Raw genomic sequence first — 18,093 nt, forward strand, 5'->3', positions numbered from 1 at the left:
GTAATCAATGACGTTGTCTAACCTTAAGCCAATCATTGGCGGCTACCGGGATAGGCTATGCGTCGTACTCTTCTTACTTTGACCTTAAGTTCTCTGCTGTATGTCGCTTCCGCTCAATCGGCGGAGGTTAATGTTCAGGTGTTGCAGGATAAGCTTGAGCACCCCTGGTCGCTGGCTTTTCTGCCGGATGGTCACGGCATGCTGATTACGCTTCGTGGCGGCGAACTGCGTCACTGGCAGCAAGGAAAAGGGCTCTCAGCACCCATTTCGGGCGTGCCGAAGGTATGGGCAAACGGGCAGGGCGGGCTGCTGGATGTCGCGTTGGCCCCGGATTTTGCCCAGTCGCGCCGCGTGTGGCTGAGCTTTGCGGAAGCGGGTGACGATGGCAAAGCCGGAACGGCAGTCGGTTACGGAAAATTAAGTGCCGATAACCAAACCCTGAGTGATTTCAGCGTGGTGTTCCGACAGATGCCGAAGCTCTCTACCGGTAATCATTTTGGCGGCAGGCTGGTGTTTGATGGCAAAGGTCATCTCTATATTGGCCTCGGTGAAAACAATCAACGCAGCACCGCGCAGGATCTCGATAAACTTCAGGGCAAAGTCGTGCGCCTGACTGAGGAAGGGAAGATACCGGGCGATAACCCGTGGGTGAATAAATCAGGTGTGCGTCCGGAAATCTGGTCTTACGGTATTCGTAACCCGCAGGGGATGGCGATGAATCCGTGGAGCGAGACATTGTGGCTAAATGAGCACGGCCCGCGCGGCGGTGATGAAATCAACATTCCGCAAGCAGGCAAAAACTATGGCTGGCCGCTGGCGACGCACGGCATTAACTACAGTGGGCTGCCAATCCCCGAAGCCAAAGGGGAAACAGCGTCTGGCACTGAGCCGCCGCTTTACGTGTGGAAAAAATCACCGGCGTTGAGCGGTATGGCGTTTTACGATGCGAAGACGTTCCCACAGTGGCAGCACAAACTGTTTATCGGCGCGTTGAAGGATGAATCGGTGATTGTGATGCAGGTGGATGGCGATAAAGTGACGGAAGAGACGCGCATTCTCGGCGATCGAAAACAGCGCATCCGCGATGTACGCGTCGGACCCGACGGTTATCTTTATGTCTTAACCGATGAGTCCGACGGCGAGTTACTGAAAATCAGCCCTAAAAATTAACGCATAATGCGACGTAAAATACGGTTCGCCTGCTCTTCGAAGGTGGTTGCAGCTTCGTCGATGGAGGCTTTACCGTGGTCGATGCTTTCTCTGGCGGCGGTGAACAGTGCGCCAAATTGCGGATCTTCCAGATACGGCATGGCTGTCGATTTGTTTGGCATTGACTTCGACTGAATCAGCCCGGCAATCACCGGGTCTTCATCTTTCAGGATGCCAGCATCGCGGAGGATTTTTTCTCCGTCATGGCTCAGCGGTGCGCCGCGTTCAAGTCCGACCGGGAGAACACCTTCAGGTTCACTCATCAGGAAGTGCAACAGTAGAGCCGCTTCCTGCGGATGTTTGGTGTTGCGGCTGATGGAGTACATCAGCGCGGTTTTACTAAACTGCCCGGCATCTTTTGCGTCTTTATGCATCGGATAGGGGCCCATCACCAGGTCTGAAGGGTTTTTCAGGTTCTGCGATTCTGCGGTGTACAATACGTTCCAGTTATAAACGCCGCCCCATTCGCCGTTGATCCACGGCTTCATTTCGTAATTCACGCCTTTACCAAACGAGGCCATAGCTTTGCTGTCCGGGATAACGTGGTTATCCGCCAGCTTGCGGTAGAAGGTTAACGCCTCGACCAGTTCCTCATGTGACCAGGCGATCTTCTTCGTTTTCTCGTCGATCATCTCTTTCTGGTTCTTCTGGTACATATAAGAACGCAGCATCAGCAAAGCATCCTGCTCGGAGAGGATCAGCGGATAATAGTTATCGCCCAGTTTCTGTTTAAATACCGGGCCAGTCGCCAGCAATTCATCCCAGGTTTTTGGAAACTCGACGCCCGCTTTTTTCCATGTAGCGGCGTTGTAGAAGAACAACATGACGTTGGACGAAATAGGAATAGCGTTGATTTTGCCATTTACGGTGGTCGTTGCCAGCGCTTCAGGCGGGTATTGATCCAGACCCAGCGGTTGACTCAGTTTGTTGAGATCGTAAAAACCATCGCCTTTTTTCGACAGCAGCGTCAGCCAGTTCCAGTTGGTCTGGATAACATCGGCTTCGGTGTTGCTGTTCATCTGCGTGGTCAGGCGAGGATAAAAACCGTCCCAGCCGGTATATTCGGCTTTCACCTTAATGTTCGGATATTTCGCCTGGAAAGCTTCCAGCGCTTTCATGGTCGCCTGGTTACGGGCTTTACCGCCCCACCAGGCAAAACGCAGTTCGACCTGATCGGCGCTGTGCGCAAGGATTGGCATCGCGCTGAACGCGCAGCAGGCCAACATCAATAGTACTGATTTTTTCATTGAAGAATTCCTCCGTGTAAAAGATCAGCGGCTCTCTCTGCGCTGTTGATGGTAGGCAGATAACGCTTTTACCAGCGTCATTTCCTGTTGGCACCACGGTTTACCGTCGGCGTGAAGCACATCGTGGAACCACAGCGACTGCGGATCTGGATGCGTTTTTTGCACGCCCGGCCAGGGGATCCAGGTTTGGGTTTTTCCGGCGACCAGCCCCCAGTGGTAGCAGCCCGTTTCGAAGGCGCTGAACAGTGGAAGTTGTTCACTGAAGTTGCAATCGACATGGCGGGCAAGCCATTCGGTGCACAGTACCGGACGGTTGCGCTGGGCCAGTTTTGCCAGAATGTCCAGTTGACGGGCGGCGGTATTGTAGTTGTGGTAGCTGACGATATCAGACAGCGCCAGCGCGGTGGCATCAATGGGATGTTCAAACGTGTCGTATTCATCGTGATCCACATGCCATGCGCCAACGGTCAGCGGCTGGCTCGGGCGGATGTCATGCGCCCAACTGAATACGGAGACCATGAGTGTTAACGCGAACTCTTCCAGCGCTTCATCTACTTCGCCAGATTCGCCGGGGCCGCTAAATACGCCTCGGTTGCCGGGTTCATTGTAGAGATCCCAGATAGCCACGCGGTCATCATTTTTAAAGCGGGTTAAGATGTCGCGCACATAGGCTTCGACACGTGGCCAGAGGCTTGGGCTCATCACGATAGCGCGCCCCGGGCTGGCTGCCGCCTGACTGTTATGCAGGTTCGGTACTGGCTCTTTTTGCGGGCCAAGATAGGGTTCGTCGCCGGAGAAACCACAATCATCCATCAGGGTCAGCATCACCTGGATTTTATGTTTTGCGGCAAGTGTCAGAAAGGTGTCGATACGCGACAAAAGGCCATCGCGGTCGTCTTCCCAGACAATGAACGGCAGGTTGGTACGCAGGGCGTTGTAGCCATAATTGTGCGCCCACTCCAGCTCCTGATCGATAGTGTGGGCGTCGAAGGTATCGGCCTGCCACATTTCCGTCCAGTTCACCGCCGTGCGCGGTAAATAGTTAAATCCACAGGCCCATCCATGACTCTTGTACCACTCCTGCGCCTGTGACTTACTCCACTGAGATTGCATGAGTCTTCTCCATTGATAATAATATTAGCTAATATTTATTACTCACGTGGCGCACGCAATAAAATTCCTGGCATTTTGCCGTTTTGTTCACAAAAAAGTCGTAGATGTTTTGTGCTATAGTCGGCAGCGATAAGGAGCCGAAATGCAAAAGAAAAATAAGATAACCATGAGCGATATTGCCAGAGAAGCGGGGGTGTCACAGGCCACCGTATCGCTGGTGCTGAACAATAGTCGGGCGGTGCGTTTGAGCGACGATACGCGAGAGCGTGTTTTCATTGCGGCGCAAAAGCTGGGCTATAAGAAAATCGCCGTGGCGCACCGCCAGGAAGGGCAGGAAGAGATTGCATTACTGTTGTGCGGAATGGACGGTTACGATCCCTTTATTGATGCGCTGAGTGAGGCCAGCGGTACGGCCTGGCAGCGGGATACGTTGCTGACAGTATATGACTATGGCGATGATTTTGAGATGGCCCGGCAAATCATCCAACAGCTGGCGGGGCGTAAATGCGCGGGCGTGATTCTGGCGAGCCCAACGACACGAGCGTTCGATTTTTCTCCGTTTGAGCCGCTGCTTAATGTCCCGGTGGTATTACTGAATCAGTACGACCCTGCGCGGCCACTGCTGCCTACCTTTTTGCCAGACGACCGCGCGAATGCTTGCCAGATAGTAAATCATCTGCTGGAGCAAGGCGTGACGCGTATCGCACACATTACCGGGGATGAATGGATGGACGCCAGCGTCCTGCGCCTGGAAGGCTATCGACAGACGCTTGAGCAGGCGGGGATTGCCATTGATGACGCGTTAATCAAGCCGACAGACTGGTCTTTGAATGCCACCTTCAACGCCACGCTGGAATTAATGAAATTACCGCAGCCACCGCAGGCTATTTTCTGCGCCAGCGACTGGATGACGCTCGGCTGCTACCAGGCGCTGGCGACGCTGAATATTAAGGTGCCGGATGACATTCTGGTGTGCGGCTACGACGATCAGCGGATTGCGCATCAGCTTACGCCGAGACTCACCAGCGTACAGTTAGCTTACAGCGAACTGGGCCGAATGGCGGTAGCTTACTTATGCGACGGTGATGATGTTGCCACGCACGTCCGGCTGGTGGGGAAATTACAGGTACGCGGCAGCAGCCAGCGTACCTGAGGGGCATCAGGTGACGGGGATCATCACCACATTCTGGAAGGCCGGGCGATCTGCAAGCTGCTGATACCAGCGTGTCAGATTCGGATACGGCTGCCAGGTTTTTACCGTTTCCAGCAGGTTGTAAACGAACGGTGCAACAGCGATATCGCCGGGGCCAAAGTCGTCACCGGATAACCAGCGATGCTTCGCCAGTTCGGCGTCAAGCATCGCCAGCAACGGTTCACACTGGGTGATGGCTTTTTCAATCGCCGCGTGATCGCGTTTTTCCGGCGGCGTTCTGACCAGCCCCATCAGAATCAGGCGGTGGCTGGGGGAGAGCGTATCATTGGCCCAGTCCATCCACTTCTCGCCCTGTGCGCGCGTTGCCGGTGAATCCTGCCACAGGCGTCCCTGGCCATACTGGGCTACCAGATAACGCACGATAGTATTTGACTCCCACAGCACAATACCCGCCTCGTCATCTTTCAACAGCGGCACCAGACCATTGGGATTGAGCGCCAGGAATTCGGCATCGTGGTTCAAACCAAATTCCATGCCCGCCATAATCTGCTGATAAGGTAATTCCAGTTCCTCCAGCGTCCAGCGGACCTTTTTCACGTTCGTTGAGTTATTGCGTCCCCACAGCGTAATCATAATCACCCCAGTGTTTCGTATCAGTACGTATCAGCATGGTGATTCAATCCTGAGCATTAGGCAATCTCGATCAAAAAATTGTTCAGGATTTTCGCACATCACGGGGATCTTGCGTAAACTTAACAAACTTTACCAACTCACTGTTTCATTGAGAGAGTTTATACGTTATTACTCACCGCCTGGTGCAGCACGGTTACGGTAGTGGCGTGTTTTTTTGGAATGGATACTTGGGTGGCTTTTATGACGCGTGATGCTTTTTCCCTTCGAGGCCTGGTGACGGGCTCTGCTCTTTTACTTCTTGTCGCACCTGCTGTGCAGGCGGCGGAACAACTTCCTGATGCGCCGTCGATTGACGCACGTGCGTGGATCCTGATGGATTACTCCAGCGGTAAAGTGTTAACCGAAGGGAATGCGGACGAAAAACTGGACCCGGCCAGCCTGACCAAAATCATGACCAGCTACGTGGTGGGCCAGGCGCTGAAAGCGGGGAAAATTAAGCCGACCGATATGGTCACCATCGGAAAAGATGCATGGGCGACAGGTAACCCGGCACTGCGTGGCTCTTCCGTCATGTTCCTGAAGCCAGGCGAACAGGTTTCCGTTGAGAACCTGAATAAAGGTGTGATTATCCAGTCCGGTAACGACGCCAGTATCGCCATTGCGGATTATGTCGCAGGCAGCCAGGACTCCTTCGTGAGCCTGATGAATGGCTATGCACAGAAAATTGGCCTCACCAATACCACCTTCAAAACCGTCCACGGCCTCGATGCGCCGGGGCAGTTCAGTACTGCGCGCGACATGGCCTTGTTGACCAAAGCCATGATCCACGATGTGCCGGAAGAGTACGCGATTCACAAAGAGAAAGAGTTCACCTTTAACAACATTCGCCAGCCAAACCGTAACCGTCTGTTGTGGAGCTCCAGCCTGAACGTCGATGGCGTGAAAACGGGCACCACCGCAGGGGCGGGCTATAACCTGGTGGCGTCTGCCAGTCAGGGCGAAATGCGTCTGATTTCCGTGGTACTCGGCACCAAAACGGACCGTATCCGCTTTGGCGAATCAGAAAAACTGTTGACCTGGGGCTTCCGCTTCTTCGAAACCGTGACGCCGATTAAACCGGACGCCACCTTCGTGACGCAGCGCGTCTGGTTCGGCGATACCAGCGAAGCGAAGCTGGGCGCAGGCGAAGCGGGCTCGATTACCATACCGAAAGGGCAACTGAAAAACCTGAAGGCCAGCTATTCACTGACACAACCGCAGCTCACCGCGCCGCTCAAGAAAGGCCAGGTTGTCGGGACTATCGACTTTAAACTGAATGATAAAACTATTGAACAGCGTCCGCTGATCGTGATGGAAGCCGTGGAAGAGGGCGGGTTCATTAACCGGATGCTCGATTTCGTGCTGATGAAATTCCACGAATGGTTTGGTAGCTGGTTCTCTTAATTGACGATAACAGGCCGCGCCAGCTGGCGCGGTCAGTAAAGTAAGGATATCTGCGTTTTTTTCGCCAGCGCGACAATATCATCATCCGGGCGAATATCACTGGCAATTACATCAAACTTCTCCAGCGCGCCCATTCTTGCCGGGCGTACCTTACCAAATTTACTGTGATCCGCCACCAGCACGTGGTAGCGCGCCTGACGCATCGCCCAGTGTTTTACGGGTAACTCTTCAAGATTAAAGCAGGTTGCGCCCTGAATAATATCGATGCCCGCCGCCGAATAAAAGGCGATATCGGGGCAAAGATGGGCCAGCGTGTCGTGTTCGCTCAGCGGTTTAAAGATGGCGTTGCTGGCATGAAACTCGCCCCCGCAGAGGATAACTTTGCAGTTGGGTTTTTCCTGTAACGCCAGGAAGGTGTTCAGTGAATAGCAAACGCCGGTAAAGGGCAGCTCATTATCAATAGCGTCAATGATCCACGGTGTCGTCGTACCGCAGTCAAAAAAGGCCATCTGGTGTGCTTTCAACAACTGCGCAGCATGCTGAGCCGCACGCTTCTTTTCATCCACCAGGCGCGTTTTTTGATCGCTTAAGAGATAATGCGAGGCGCTACGCGGTTCGAGGACGATGTAGCCGCCGAGCAGCACCACAGGCCCGCTCTGGCTATTCAGGTCACGGCGAACCGTCATTTCTGAAACGCCCAACAGCGCTGCGGCTTCTTTAAGGTGCAGTTTATCGCTGCGTTTTAATGCCTGAATGAGTTGACCAATCCGCTCGTCGCGTCGTGTTTCCATGTTTCCTCTGCCGGGCCAGCTCCGGCAGGGCGCCGGAGTCAGCCTGTCATATTACCTGTGCCTGACGGCTTAGTCACGCACCCAACCCTTGCGAATGGGAAGGGAGAAAAGCATACGGTAGAGTGATTGCAGGCGTTGATAGACCTGAGAGCCAAAGCGATGCCAGAGCATTTGTGAGGTCAGGCAGCCAATCAGGCCGCTCAGGAAACCGCCGAGCATATCGATAGGCCAGTGCACGCCAAGATAAACCCGTGACCAGGCGATCGCGCAGGCAATAACCATTAATATCGCGCCGGACCACAAACGGTGCCAGAACAGGAATGCGAGGGCAAAGGTGAAAATCACCGTACCGTGATCGCTTGGGAAGGAATCGTCTGCGGCATGCGGCAGGAAGTTGTAGCCTACGCCATCAACAAAGGGTCGATCGTGCGGGAAAAGATGGCCCACAACCCATGAAAGCGTCAGGGCGACGACTATCGCCAGCGCGGTTTTAACCACCAGTTGACGCTGGGCGCAAACCTGTTGTTTCGGCCCCCAAAGCCAGAGCGCAGCCGCCAGGAAGGGAACGATAGAGATAAGGTCGCGGGCGATAAAGGTCGCCAGAGTGATTAACCACTGTGCCGAAGCGGGGGTGGCATTCAACAGCGCGAAGAGTTGGTGGTTCAGGATTTCCAGCATAATATCCAGACTTTTATGACAGATTAATGACCGATACCTTAAAAAGCTTAACCGCAGCGGTAAAGGGGGATTGTCTTAATTCCGCTCCCATGCACGCGTGCTAATCAGGTTAACTCGTTGAAATCAGCACACTATACCCATCCAAAGTTAAGTAAACCTTAAACGAGTAAATTTGTGCGGAATTATTACATCTGAGCGATAATTTACTATCGTCACTACGACCTGTGGATTAAACTTGCGCGTTTTTACACTGAGTTAGTTTTGGTAATGAGTAATCCCTCTCTTTCCGGCAAACGTCTGGGCCGTCAGGCGCTGCTTTTTCCGCTCTGTCTGGTGCTGTACGAATTCTCCACCTATATCGGCAACGATATGATTCAGCCGGGTATGCTGGCGGTGGTGGAACAATTCAACGCGGGCAACGAGTGGGTTCCCACCTCAATGACGGCTTATATGGCAGGCGGCATGTTTTTACAGTGGCTGCTGGGGCCGCTGTCGGACCGTATTGGCCGCCGCCCGGTGATGTTGACCGGCGTGGTATGGTTTATTGTCACTTGCCTGGCGACGCTGTTGGTACACAATATCGAACAGTTTATTTTCCTGCGTTTTCTGCAAGGGGTCAGCCTGTGCTTTATCGGCGCGGTAGGCTATGCGGCAATTCAGGAATCTTTCGACGAAGCCACCTGCATTAAGATTACCGCGCTGATGGCAAACGTTGCGCTGATTGCGCCACTGCTTGGCCCGCTGGTCGGTGCGGCCTGGGTGCACGTTGCGCCGTGGGAAGGTATGTTTGTGCTGTTCGCCTTGCTCTCGGTTGTCGCTTTCGGCGGCTTGTTCCGCGCAATGCCGGAAACCGCAACGCGTATCGGCGAAAAACTATCGCTCGGTGAGTTAGGTCGTGATTACGCGCTGGTGCTCAAAAATGGGCGTTTCCTGGCGGGCGCGCTGGCAACGGGCTTTGTTAGCCTGCCGTTGCTGGCGTGGATTGCCCAATCACCAGTGATTATTATCAGCGGTGAGCAGGCCAGCAGCTATGAATATGGCCTGTTACAGGTGCCTATCTTCGGCGCGCTGATCGCCGGTAACCTGACGCTGGCGCGCCTGACCTCTCGCCGCTCCGTGCGTTCGCTGATTATCATGGGCGGTTGGCCGATTATGGCCGGTTTAGTGCTGGCGGCGGCAGCAACGGTTGTTTCATCCCACGCCTATTTGTGGATGACAGCGGGGTTGAGTGTTTACGCGTTTGGTATTGGCGTAGCGAATGCCGGCCTGGTGCGTCTGACGCTGTTTGCCAGCGAGATGAGTAAAGGCACCGTTTCGGCGGCAATGGGGATGTTGCAGATGCTGATTTTTACCGTCGGTATCGAAGTCAGCAAACACATGTACCTGCAAGGCGGGAACGGGCTGTTTAGCCTCTTCAACCTGGCGAACGGCGTGCTGTGGCTGGTGGCGGTTGTTTTCTTCCTGAAAGACAAATCGGTCGGCAGCAGCAACCAGCCGCAATAATGTTTAAGCCCGGCAAGCGCTGCCGGGCAGTCATTCAGGCGAACGGGGCTTCGCCGTTCAATGCTTTCTCAATAATGTCCAGCACACCCTCTTCGTTATTATGCGGTGCGCGATACTTCGCCACTGACTTCACCACGTCCGACGCATTCGCCATCGCAAAACCGTAACCCGCCTGTTGCAGCATTTCGATATCGTTGCCGCTGTCGCCAAAGGCCAGAACCTCGCTGTCGTCAATGCCCCAACGGGCCTGCAGCAGACGCAGGCCGTTCGCTTTATGAACGCCAGGGACGATAAGATCGATACTGCCATGGCCGGTCGTGACGGCGGTGAGCATATCGCCCACTTCTTCATGAATCAGTTTTTGCATCTCGGGCACCAGAGTATCCGGGACATTCAGACCAAACTTCAGGAAAGTATCTTCAATATTGTCGAAGTTATCGACTTCTTCCAGACGATGATAGTAGCGGATGGCGATATCCTTGAATGCCTGATCGTAGCGTTTTAGCGTGTAAGCGCTCTGTTTTCCGCAGGCAATGATCTCCAGTTCGGTACGGGTTTGCAGATAGCGCACCACGTCCAGGAAATGCTGCTCTGGAATACTGCAGTTGAAAATATCTTCACCGGCATCCACTACCCAGCCGCCGTTTTCGGCAACAAACGCGATTTCATCAACAATCTCCGGGAAGAAGGAGATGAGCTGATAGTACTGGTTGCCGCTGGCGACCGCGAAGCGGATACCTTGCTGTTTCATACGCTGATACTGAGCCAGGAAACGCTCGCGATTATAGGTTTTTGCATCGCTGAGAAAGGTGCCATCCATGTCGACTGCAATCAGTTTGATACTCATCCATTACTCTCCATCACAACGTTGGGTTCAGGTTTAGCCACCGCACGCGCCACCAGCGCAGCGACCAGCACCAGCGCCAGCACAGCGAGCATGGCGCTGCGCAGACCATAATGTTCGCCGAGGAAGCCCAGCAGCGGCGGCCCGACAAGAAAAGCAAGATAACCGGTGGTGGCGACGACGCTCACGCGGGTCGGCGCATCCGGGCCGGTATCGCTGGCGGCGGAAATGGTTAACGGGAAGCCCAGCGACGCGCCCAGCCCCCATAAAATTACGGATACGCCGGCAACCCAGTCGATATCGACAAAGATAATCAGCGCGATACCCAGCGCGCCCATCAGCGCACTGGCACGAACCACCGTCACGCGGCTGTAGCGATCAATGAACCAACCGCCGGTAAAGCGGCCAAGGGTCATGCCCAGGGTGAATCCGGCATAAATTAACGCGCCGGATTTCGCGCTAAACCCGTGACCGTCAACCATCAGCAACGGCAACCAGTCATTGGCTGAACCTTCGGCAAATGCCATCGCCAGCACCACAACGCCTATCAGCATCAGTTGCATATCGCGCCAGAAGGGAACGCCTTTCTCACTATGCTGTGTGCCATCCGCGGCATTTTTGCCGGTACCTTCGGGAATCGCCCGAATGGCGATAGCGATAGGTGCGATGCCCACCAGCGCCGCCAGGGCAATGTGCCACATTGCGGGTAGACCAAACGCGGTTAACGCCATCCCCACGCCTGCGCCCACCAGGGTGCCGAAGCTGTAAAAACCGTGCATCATCGGCAGTACGGTTTTTTTCATCTCTTGTTCAACGGCAGCGCCTTCAACATTAATGGCCACTTCCGCCGCGCCAAAGCTGCCGCCAAACACTGCCAGCCCGGCGGCAAATATCCATGCTGAGCTGAACCAGAGTGCGATACTTAAAATCAGCATCCCGATAATGGCACAGGACATAGTCGTGCGAATCACCGTGCGCGTGCCAAAACGTTTCACCAGTGGAGCAGAGCAAAGAATACCGCTCATTGAGCCCACCGACAGCCCGAACAGCACAATGCCCATCTCCGCCGTCGAGACCGATAAAATATCGCGGATAGCAGGCGTACGTGTCGCCCATGAGGCCATCAGTAAGCCCGGTAAAAAGAAGAACATAAACAGCGCATACATGCGCAACTGAAGGGTCTTGCGGGGCGTCACATTGTTATCCATTAGCGAAGTTGACGAAATGATGCGACAACACTAGCAAGGCTGTGTACATTTGTACATAAACAAACGAGGAGAAATATGGCCCGTCGACCCAACGATCCGCAGCGCCGGGAGCGCATCCTGGACGCCACGCTGGAAACCATCGCCGCCCACGGTATCAGCGCCGTCACGCACCGCAAAATCGCCAGTTGTGCCGATGTCCCGCTGGGTTCGATGACCTATTACTTTGACGGCATTGAAGCATTGCTGGTGGAGGCGTTCACGGTATTCACTGAAAGGATGTCTCAGGAGTATCGTGACTTTTTCTGTGGGGTTGAAAACCCAGCCGCCGCCTGTGATGCCATCACTCAGCTTATCTATAGCAGTGAAGTCACCACGCCGCGTAACATGACGCTGATGTATCAGTTGTATGCCTTTGCCAGCAATCGCCCGGCGTTAAAAGGCGTGATGCAAAACTGGATGCAGCGTAGCCAGCAAACGCTGGAGCAGTGGTTTGATCCGGCAACCGCCCGCGCGCTGGATGCGTTTATCGAAGGGATGACGCTACATTTTGTCACCGACCGCCAGCCGCTGACAAAGGCGCAGATACGGGAAACGGTGGGAAGGATTGCGGGAGAGGGGCCGTAGAAAACAAAAAACCCATCAACCTTGAACCAAATCTGGCGGGGTTGATGGGCTCCACAAAATGGGGACATCAAAGAAAAGCAGTGGCATAAGTTATGACTGACGCTTATGCGAAAAGTTCTCTGTATCCCTAAAAATTTTTCTAAACATTTAAGACTAAGAATTATCCTAGCCCAGGCCAAATGATGATAATCAGTGTACCGGCCAATGTTAACAACACGTTAGCAATTGCGTAGGTGCCTGCATAGCCCAGCGCTGGAATGTTGCTTCGTGCAGTGTCGCTAATGATTTCCATCGCCGGTGCGCAGGTACGTGCGCCCATGATAGCACCGAACAGCAGCGCGCGGTTCATGCGCAGAATGTACGCGCCGAACAGGAAGCTAATCACCACCGGCACCAGGCTGACAATCAACCCCGCGACCAGCATCTGGCCGCCGACCGCGCCGAGGCTATTGCCGATGCCGCTGCCTGCGCTTAAACCCACGCCCGCCATAAACACCATCAGGCCGAACTCTTTCACCATGTTCAGCGCACCCTGCGGGATGTAGCCGAAGGTCGGATGGTTCGCACGCAGGAAGCCGAGCATGATGCCGGCAAACAGCAGACCCGCCGCGTTACCGACGCCGAAACTAAAGTTGCTGAACTGGAAGGTGATCATGCCGATCATCAGGCCAACAATAAAGAAGGCGCAGAAGGCCAGCAGGTCAGTGACCTGACTGTGAATAGAGACGAAGCCAATGCGGTCGGCAACGGTTTTAACGCGTCGTGCGTCGCCGCTCACCTGAAGCACATCGCCTTTATTCAGCACCACGTTATCGTCGATGGGCATTTCGATCTGGCTGCGAATGACGCGGTTGAGGAAGCAACCGTGGTCGGTGAGTTTCAGTTGCGCCAGGCGACGGCCAACGGCATTGTGGTTTTTGACCACGATTTCTTCGGTGACGATGCGCATGTCGAGCAGGTCGCGGTCAAAGACTTCTTTACCGTTACGGAAGCTCGGGTCGAGACGAGCATGCGCGTCCGGATATCCCACCAGCGCAATTTCATCACCCATTTGCAATACCGCATCACCGTCCGGGTTCGCCAGAATACCATTGCGTCGAATACGCTCGATATAGCATCCCGTCTGGCGATAAATACCCAGTTCGCGCAGGTTTTTACCGTCGGCCCACGCGACCAGTTCCGGGCCAACTCGATAGGCGCGGATAACCGGCAGGTAGACTTTACGATTAGTGTCCGTATCCAGGCCACGTTCGCGGGCGATTTGCTGGGCGCTGGTTTGCAGATCCTGATGTTGCAACTTAGGCAGATAGCGCGCGCCAACAATCAGGCTGACCAGACCAATCAAGTAGGTAAGAGCGTATCCGAGGCTTAAGTGATCCTGGGCGATAGCCAGCAAGCCCGGTTCCATGCCCGAATGGCGAAGCGTATCGCCTGCGCCAACCAGCACCGGGGTGGATGTCATTGAGCCTGCGAGCATACCGGCCGTCAGACCGATGTCCCAGCCGAACAGCTTACCAAGGCCCAGGGCAATCAGCAGTGCGCTGCCAACCATCACCAGCGCCAGCATCAGATAATTTTTGCCGTCGCGGAAGAAAATTGAAAAAAAGTTAGGTCCGGCTTCTACGCCCACGCAGAAAATAAACAGCATAAAGCCAAGATTGAGCGCCTCCGTGTTAATGCTGAAATGCTGCTGGCCTAATAACAGGGAGACGACTAAAACGCCAATAGAATTACCGAGTTGAACGGAACCCAGACGTAATTTCCCCAGGCAAAGGCCAAGTGCCAGCACCACGAATAATAACAGGATGTAATTCCCATTTAACAAATCTGCGACGTTTATATTCACGGAGACTAACTTCTTGTTTACCAGTAACTTGTTGAAAGAGTTGGTTATTTAGTCTAATGTTTTGGTTCAGACAGCCGCGTAGTTGCCTCTGTTCTGTACCTACAAAATAACCAAAAAATTGAAGCCGTTAGTTTAATCGTTCCTTATCGCTTCGGCTAGCAACAATCGCTTTTTGTACTTAAGTGTTTTGGCACGGATGGCCAGATGCTTTATCTGACTGGGCGCCCAATGGGTGAAATGTTGAGTTTGATAGAGAATTTTTCAGGAGGATCCTTTGAGATCTGAACGCGGCTGGACCGGCGTGATCTGCTGTTTCCTGCTTTTTATCGTGGTTTTCTTTTCATTGCTGCTGCATATGAAGGGCGCATTTCGTGCGTCTGGCGCGCCTGAGCTGGGGTTATTGTTCTTTTTAATTCCCGGTGCGGTCGCCAGCTTTATCTCCCCAAGACGTCGCTTGTTACGGCCACTGGTCGGCGCGATTCTGGCAGCGCCATTATGTATGGTGCTGATGCGGTTGTTTTTCTATTCTGAGCGTTCGTTCTGGCAGGAGCTGGCGTGGTTGTTTAGTGCGGTATTCTGGTGTGCACTGGGGGCGTTGTGCTTCTTGTTTGTGACAGCCCTATTACGGCTGAAAAACCGTGATGAGGATGCCCACCCGCTGGATGGGCATCGGAAGGATTAAGCGTACAGGCCGAGGGTCTCTTTTGCCCAGGCTTCAAAATCCGTACAGCCACCGATGTGCTGCTGATCAACGAAGATCTGCGGCACCGTCTCAACCGGTTTACCCACTGTTTTTTCCAGATCGGCTTTGCTGATGCCTTCCGCATGAATATCAACGTAGCGATAGTTGAAGTCGTCGCGTTCCTGCGTCAGTTTTTCAGCCAGTTCTTTTGCGCGAACACAGTACGGGCATCCCGGGCGACCAAAAATTACGGTGAACATCGTTTCTCTCCTCAACCTTAAAATAAGGCGCTCATCATGACCTGATTACGTCTGGTGCGAAAGAAGGTTCTGCCTGTTGCTTCGATTCATTCTGACTATGTGTGGCGAATTGCCCTGCAACAATCGCTTTGTGTGAGATAGACTTGAGGTCTGATAAAGCAACACGGTTAAGCGGAGGACGCATGCGTTCGCTCGGGGCGTTACCCAAAAGCGTTTTGATTCTGGAAGCAATCGGCATGGTGTTGTTAGGGGCCGCCTGGCTCTCTCTCAACGGCTATGTCACATTGCCTGCGCCTGTTGCCAGCCAGGAGGCGGCGGCGGTGATGATTTTCGCCGGGATAATCCTGATGCTCCCCGCCGCTTTTGCCCTGTTTTGGGGCATGGCGCAAACCGTTGCACCACAATTGATGGGGCGTAGTGCCAAAACGCCCCCTAAACAAGAAAAGGAAAAACATGATGACGCCGACCATTGATCTGCTTCTCAGCCATCGTTCTATTCGCCAGTTTACCGATAAGCCCATCAGTGACGAGCAACGCGCGGCGATTATCGCCAGCGCCCAGGCGGCATCCAGTTCGAGTTTTTTACAGTGCAGTTCGATTATCCGCATCACCGATAAAACAATGCGCGCGCAACTGGTCGAGATGACCGGCGGCCAACAGCATGTCGCGCAGGCTGCGGAATTCTGGGTTTTCTGCGCCGATTTTAATCGCCATCTGCAAATTTGCCCGGACGCGCAGCTCGGCCTGGCGGAGCAACTGCTGCTGGGCGTGGTCGATACCGCGTTGATGGCGCAGAATGCCTTTACCGCCGCAGAATCCCTTGGGCTCGGCGGTGTTTACATCGGCGGAATTCGTAACAGCATTGAGGCAGTGACCGAGCTGTTGAAACTGCCTGAACACGTGCTGCCGCTGTTTGGTTTGTGCCTGGGCTGGCCGGACAGCAATCCGGATATTAAACCGCGCCTGCCTGCTTCTATCGTGGTGCATGAAAACCATTATCAACCGCTGGATGCTAACGAACTGGCGAAATACGACGAACAGCTTGCGGAATATTATCTCTCGCGCGGCAGCAATAACCGTCGTGACACCTGGAGCGATCATATTCGCCGCACCATCATCAAAGAGAATCGCCCGTTTATTCTCGATTATCTCCACAAGCAGGGCTGGGCGACCCGCTAATAATCTTCATCCTTCAAATTGTCTCTGCGTTGGCTGCGCGCGTTGATACGATTCGAATAATTTGATTATTAGAAAGAAAAAAAGGCCGCCGGACGCCATTTTTCTTCCGGCGGTGCGTGTATGATACGCGGGCTTTTTTCAGGTTTTTTAGCGAGGTAAAAGGTGAAAATTGCCATTTTGTCCCGGGATGGAACGCTCTATTCCTGTAAGCGTCTGCGTGAAGCGGCAATGCGCCGTGGTCATATCGTCGAAATTCTCGATCCGCTCTCCTGCTATATGAACATCAGCCCGTCCGCGTCGTCCATCCATTATAAAGGGCGCAAGCTCCCGCATTTTGACGCGGTGATCCCGCGTATTGGTTCGGCGATCACTTTTTATGGCACAGCGGCGCTGCGTCAGTTTGAACTGCTGGGCAGCTATCCGCTTAATGAATCTGTCGCAATCACCCGCGCGCGTGACAAGCTGCGATCGCTGCAACTGCTGGCTCGTCAGGGTATCGACCTGCCTGTGACCGGTATCGCCCATTCGCCCGATGACACCAGCGATTTAATCGATATGGTCGGCGGTGCACCGCTGGTGGTGAAACTGGTGGAAGGCACGCAGGGTATTGGCGTTGTGCTTGCTGAGACGCGTCAGGCAGCGGAAAGTGTGATTGACGCCTTTCGCGGCTTAAACGCGCATATTCTGGTTCAGGAATATATTGAAGAAGCGAAGGGATGCGACATTCGTTGCCTGGTGGTCGGCGATCGTGTGGTGGCGGCGATTGAGCGGCGAGCGAAAGAGGGGGATTTCCGCTCTAACTTACATCGCGGCGGCGTGGCGACGGTGGCGGAAATTACGCTGCGCGAGCGCGAAATTGCCGTGAAGGCCGTACAAACGCTGGGGCTTGATGTCGCCGGTGTGGATATTCTGCGGGCTACGCGGGGGCCGCTGGTGATGGAAGTAAACGCCTCGCCGGGGCTGGAAGGCATTGAGAAAACCACCGGTATTGATATCGCGGGCAAAATGATCGAGTGGATTGAGCATCAGGCACATCCTGGCTTTTGTCTGAAAATCGGCGGCTGAGACTGTTTTTTCGGCTTTCGTGGTATACGCGTGCAATTTTGCGTAAGCTATAGCGATCGAATGCCGGGCCCATTGCCCGGTTTTGTTCTGTTTTAAACCGCATGAGGTCATAGGTCATATGGATTCACTCGTCGTCCCGAGTCTGGATACGTTACGTCAGTGGCTCGACGAATCAGGCATCAGCTTCTATGAATGCGATACCTGTCAGGCGTTGCACCTGCCGCATATGCAAAATTTTGATGGCGTGTTTGACGCTAAAATCGACCTTATTGATAACACCATTCTCTTCTCTGCGCTGGCGGAAATTCGGCCAACCGCACTGTTAGCGATGGCGGCGGATCTCTCTGCGATTAATGCCAGCTCGCTGACGGTCAAGGCGTTCATCGATGTACAGGATGATAATCTGCCAAAGCTGGTGGTTTGCCAGTCTTTATCTGCCTCTGTGGGTGTGGCCTACGAGCAGTTTGTCGCCTTTATGCGTCAAAGCGAAGAACAGGTGTCGATGGTGATTCTGGAGGCTTTCGCGCAGCAATTGCTGTTCAAAACGGAAGAAGAGGAAGATCAGCCATCTGAAGAGATTCAATACCACTTTCTCCACTGATCCTACCCCCGAAT

19 protein-coding genes are annotated in these 18,093 nt (G+C 53.9%); 10 read left to right on the forward strand and 9 right to left on the reverse strand.

Annotated elements, in window-relative coordinates; all coding sequences use genetic code 11:
• Positions 1–57 precede the first annotated feature (57 nt).
• A complete protein-coding gene (locus F0Q32_RS00235; protein ID WP_149461447.1) occupies positions 58–1,170 on the forward strand; it encodes a PQQ-dependent sugar dehydrogenase in 1,113 nt (370 codons plus the stop codon).
• Here F0Q32_RS00235 and F0Q32_RS00240 read toward each other — a convergent pair.
• Both F0Q32_RS00240 and F0Q32_RS00245 read right to left on the reverse strand, forming a co-directional pair.
• Positions 1,167–2,456: an ABC transporter substrate-binding protein gene (locus F0Q32_RS00240; protein WP_149461448.1), complete on the reverse strand. Its 1,290-nt coding sequence runs from the start codon at positions 2,454–2,456 to the stop codon at positions 1,167–1,169. The two genes, F0Q32_RS00235 and F0Q32_RS00240, sit on opposite strands and share 4 nt — an antisense overlap.
• Before the next feature lie 24 nt (positions 2,457–2,480).
• Complete coding sequence (locus F0Q32_RS00245) at positions 2,481–3,569, reverse strand: cellulase family glycosylhydrolase (protein WP_149461449.1); 1,089 nt, start codon at positions 3,567–3,569, stop codon at positions 2,481–2,483.
• Between the two features lie 142 nt (positions 3,570–3,711).
• Here F0Q32_RS00245 and F0Q32_RS00250 point away from each other — a divergent pair, with 142 nt between their 5' ends.
• Positions 3,712–4,722 carry a LacI family DNA-binding transcriptional regulator gene (locus tag F0Q32_RS00250; RefSeq protein ID WP_149461450.1) on the forward strand — a complete coding sequence of 337 codons (1,011 nt, stop codon included), beginning with the start codon at positions 3,712–3,714 and terminating at the stop codon, positions 4,720–4,722.
• 6 nt (positions 4,723–4,728) lie between these two features.
• Here the strand turns inward: F0Q32_RS00250 and F0Q32_RS00255 are convergent, their stop codons facing one another.
• Positions 4,729–5,355 carry a glutathione S-transferase family protein gene (locus F0Q32_RS00255; RefSeq protein ID WP_149461451.1) on the reverse strand — a complete coding sequence of 209 codons (627 nt, stop codon included), beginning with the start codon at positions 5,353–5,355 and terminating at the stop codon, positions 4,729–4,731.
• Between the two features lie 240 nt (positions 5,356–5,595).
• On the opposite strand from F0Q32_RS00255, the gene dacC reads away from it, so the two are divergent.
• Positions 5,596–6,798: a serine-type D-Ala-D-Ala carboxypeptidase gene (gene dacC, locus F0Q32_RS00260; RefSeq protein WP_149461667.1), complete on the forward strand. Its 1,203-nt coding sequence runs from the start codon at positions 5,596–5,598 to the stop codon at positions 6,796–6,798.
• Positions 6,799–6,830: 32 nt separating this feature from the next.
• Here the strand turns inward: dacC and deoR are convergent, their stop codons facing one another.
• Together deoR and ybjG are read right to left on the reverse strand one after the other, a co-directional pair.
• Positions 6,831–7,589: a DNA-binding transcriptional repressor DeoR gene (gene deoR / locus F0Q32_RS00265; protein ID WP_149461452.1), complete on the reverse strand. Its 759-nt coding sequence runs from the start codon at positions 7,587–7,589 to the stop codon at positions 6,831–6,833.
• A gap of 69 nt (positions 7,590–7,658) precedes the next feature.
• A complete protein-coding gene (gene ybjG / locus F0Q32_RS00270; RefSeq protein ID WP_015965162.1) occupies positions 7,659–8,267 on the reverse strand; it encodes an undecaprenyl-diphosphate phosphatase in 609 nt (202 codons plus the stop codon).
• Positions 8,268–8,534: 267 nt separating this feature from the next.
• Here ybjG and F0Q32_RS00275 point away from each other — a divergent pair, with 267 nt between their 5' ends.
• Entirely contained in the window at positions 8,535–9,770 is a 1,236-nt protein-coding gene (locus F0Q32_RS00275; protein ID WP_149461453.1) for an MFS transporter, read from the forward strand.
• Positions 9,771–9,804: 34 nt separating this feature from the next.
• Here the strand turns inward: F0Q32_RS00275 and F0Q32_RS00280 are convergent, their stop codons facing one another.
• A complete protein-coding gene (locus F0Q32_RS00280) occupies positions 9,805–10,617 on the reverse strand; it encodes a Cof-type HAD-IIB family hydrolase (protein WP_149461454.1) in 813 nt (270 codons plus the stop codon).
• Entirely contained in the window at positions 10,614–11,780 is a 1,167-nt protein-coding gene (locus F0Q32_RS00285; protein WP_253896820.1) for an MFS transporter, read from the reverse strand. The genes F0Q32_RS00280 and F0Q32_RS00285 overlap by 4 nt, the downstream gene beginning before the upstream one ends.
• Positions 11,781–11,897: 117 nt before the next feature.
• Here F0Q32_RS00285 and F0Q32_RS00290 point away from each other — a divergent pair, with 117 nt between their 5' ends.
• On the forward strand, positions 11,898–12,446 hold the full coding sequence (locus F0Q32_RS00290; RefSeq protein WP_149461456.1) for a TetR/AcrR family transcriptional regulator: 549 nt from the start codon (positions 11,898–11,900) through the stop codon (positions 12,444–12,446).
• 160 nt (positions 12,447–12,606) lie between these two features.
• Here F0Q32_RS00290 and F0Q32_RS00295 read toward each other — a convergent pair whose 3' ends face one another.
• Positions 12,607–14,292: an aspartate:alanine antiporter gene (locus F0Q32_RS00295; RefSeq protein WP_108474643.1), complete on the reverse strand. Its 1,686-nt coding sequence runs from the start codon at positions 14,290–14,292 to the stop codon at positions 12,607–12,609.
• Between the two features lie 274 nt (positions 14,293–14,566).
• Between F0Q32_RS00295 and F0Q32_RS00300 the strand changes: the two genes are divergently transcribed.
• Positions 14,567–14,974, forward strand: a complete 408-nt coding sequence (locus F0Q32_RS00300; protein WP_149461457.1) for an inner membrane protein YbjM — start codon at positions 14,567–14,569, stop codon at positions 14,972–14,974.
• On the opposite strand, the gene F0Q32_RS00305 is transcribed toward F0Q32_RS00300, so the two are convergent.
• Positions 14,971–15,234 carry a GrxA family glutaredoxin gene (locus F0Q32_RS00305; RefSeq protein WP_015965155.1) on the reverse strand — a complete coding sequence of 88 codons (264 nt, stop codon included), beginning with the start codon at positions 15,232–15,234 and terminating at the stop codon, positions 14,971–14,973. The two genes, F0Q32_RS00300 and F0Q32_RS00305, sit on opposite strands and share 4 nt — an antisense overlap.
• A gap of 182 nt (positions 15,235–15,416) precedes the next feature.
• Here F0Q32_RS00305 and F0Q32_RS00310 point away from each other — a divergent pair, with 182 nt between their 5' ends.
• The 4 genes from F0Q32_RS00310 (at position 15,417) to F0Q32_RS00325 (ending at position 18,079) form a co-directional block, all read left to right on the forward strand.
• A complete protein-coding gene (locus F0Q32_RS00310; RefSeq protein WP_149461458.1) occupies positions 15,417–15,707 on the forward strand; it encodes a DUF1418 family protein in 291 nt (96 codons plus the stop codon).
• Entirely contained in the window at positions 15,691–16,413 is a 723-nt protein-coding gene (nfsA, locus tag F0Q32_RS00315; protein WP_149461668.1) for an oxygen-insensitive NADPH nitroreductase, read from the forward strand. The genes F0Q32_RS00310 and nfsA overlap by 17 nt, the downstream gene beginning before the upstream one ends.
• Positions 16,414–16,575: 162 nt before the next feature.
• The gene (rimK, locus tag F0Q32_RS00320) at positions 16,576–17,478 is read left to right on the forward strand and encodes a 30S ribosomal protein S6--L-glutamate ligase (protein ID WP_149461459.1); all 903 of its coding nucleotides are present in this window, start codon (positions 16,576–16,578) and stop codon (positions 17,476–17,478) included.
• A gap of 118 nt (positions 17,479–17,596) precedes the next feature.
• Positions 17,597–18,079 carry a YbjN domain-containing protein gene (locus F0Q32_RS00325; RefSeq protein ID WP_149461460.1) on the forward strand — a complete coding sequence of 161 codons (483 nt, stop codon included), beginning with the start codon at positions 17,597–17,599 and terminating at the stop codon, positions 18,077–18,079.
• The last annotated feature ends 14 nt before the right edge of the window (positions 18,080–18,093 follow it).

Origin of the sequence: Pseudocitrobacter sp. 73, assembly GCF_008369545.1 — a bacterium.
In the GTDB taxonomy this organism is placed as follows: domain Bacteria; phylum Pseudomonadota; class Gammaproteobacteria; order Enterobacterales; family Enterobacteriaceae; genus Pseudocitrobacter; species Pseudocitrobacter vendiensis.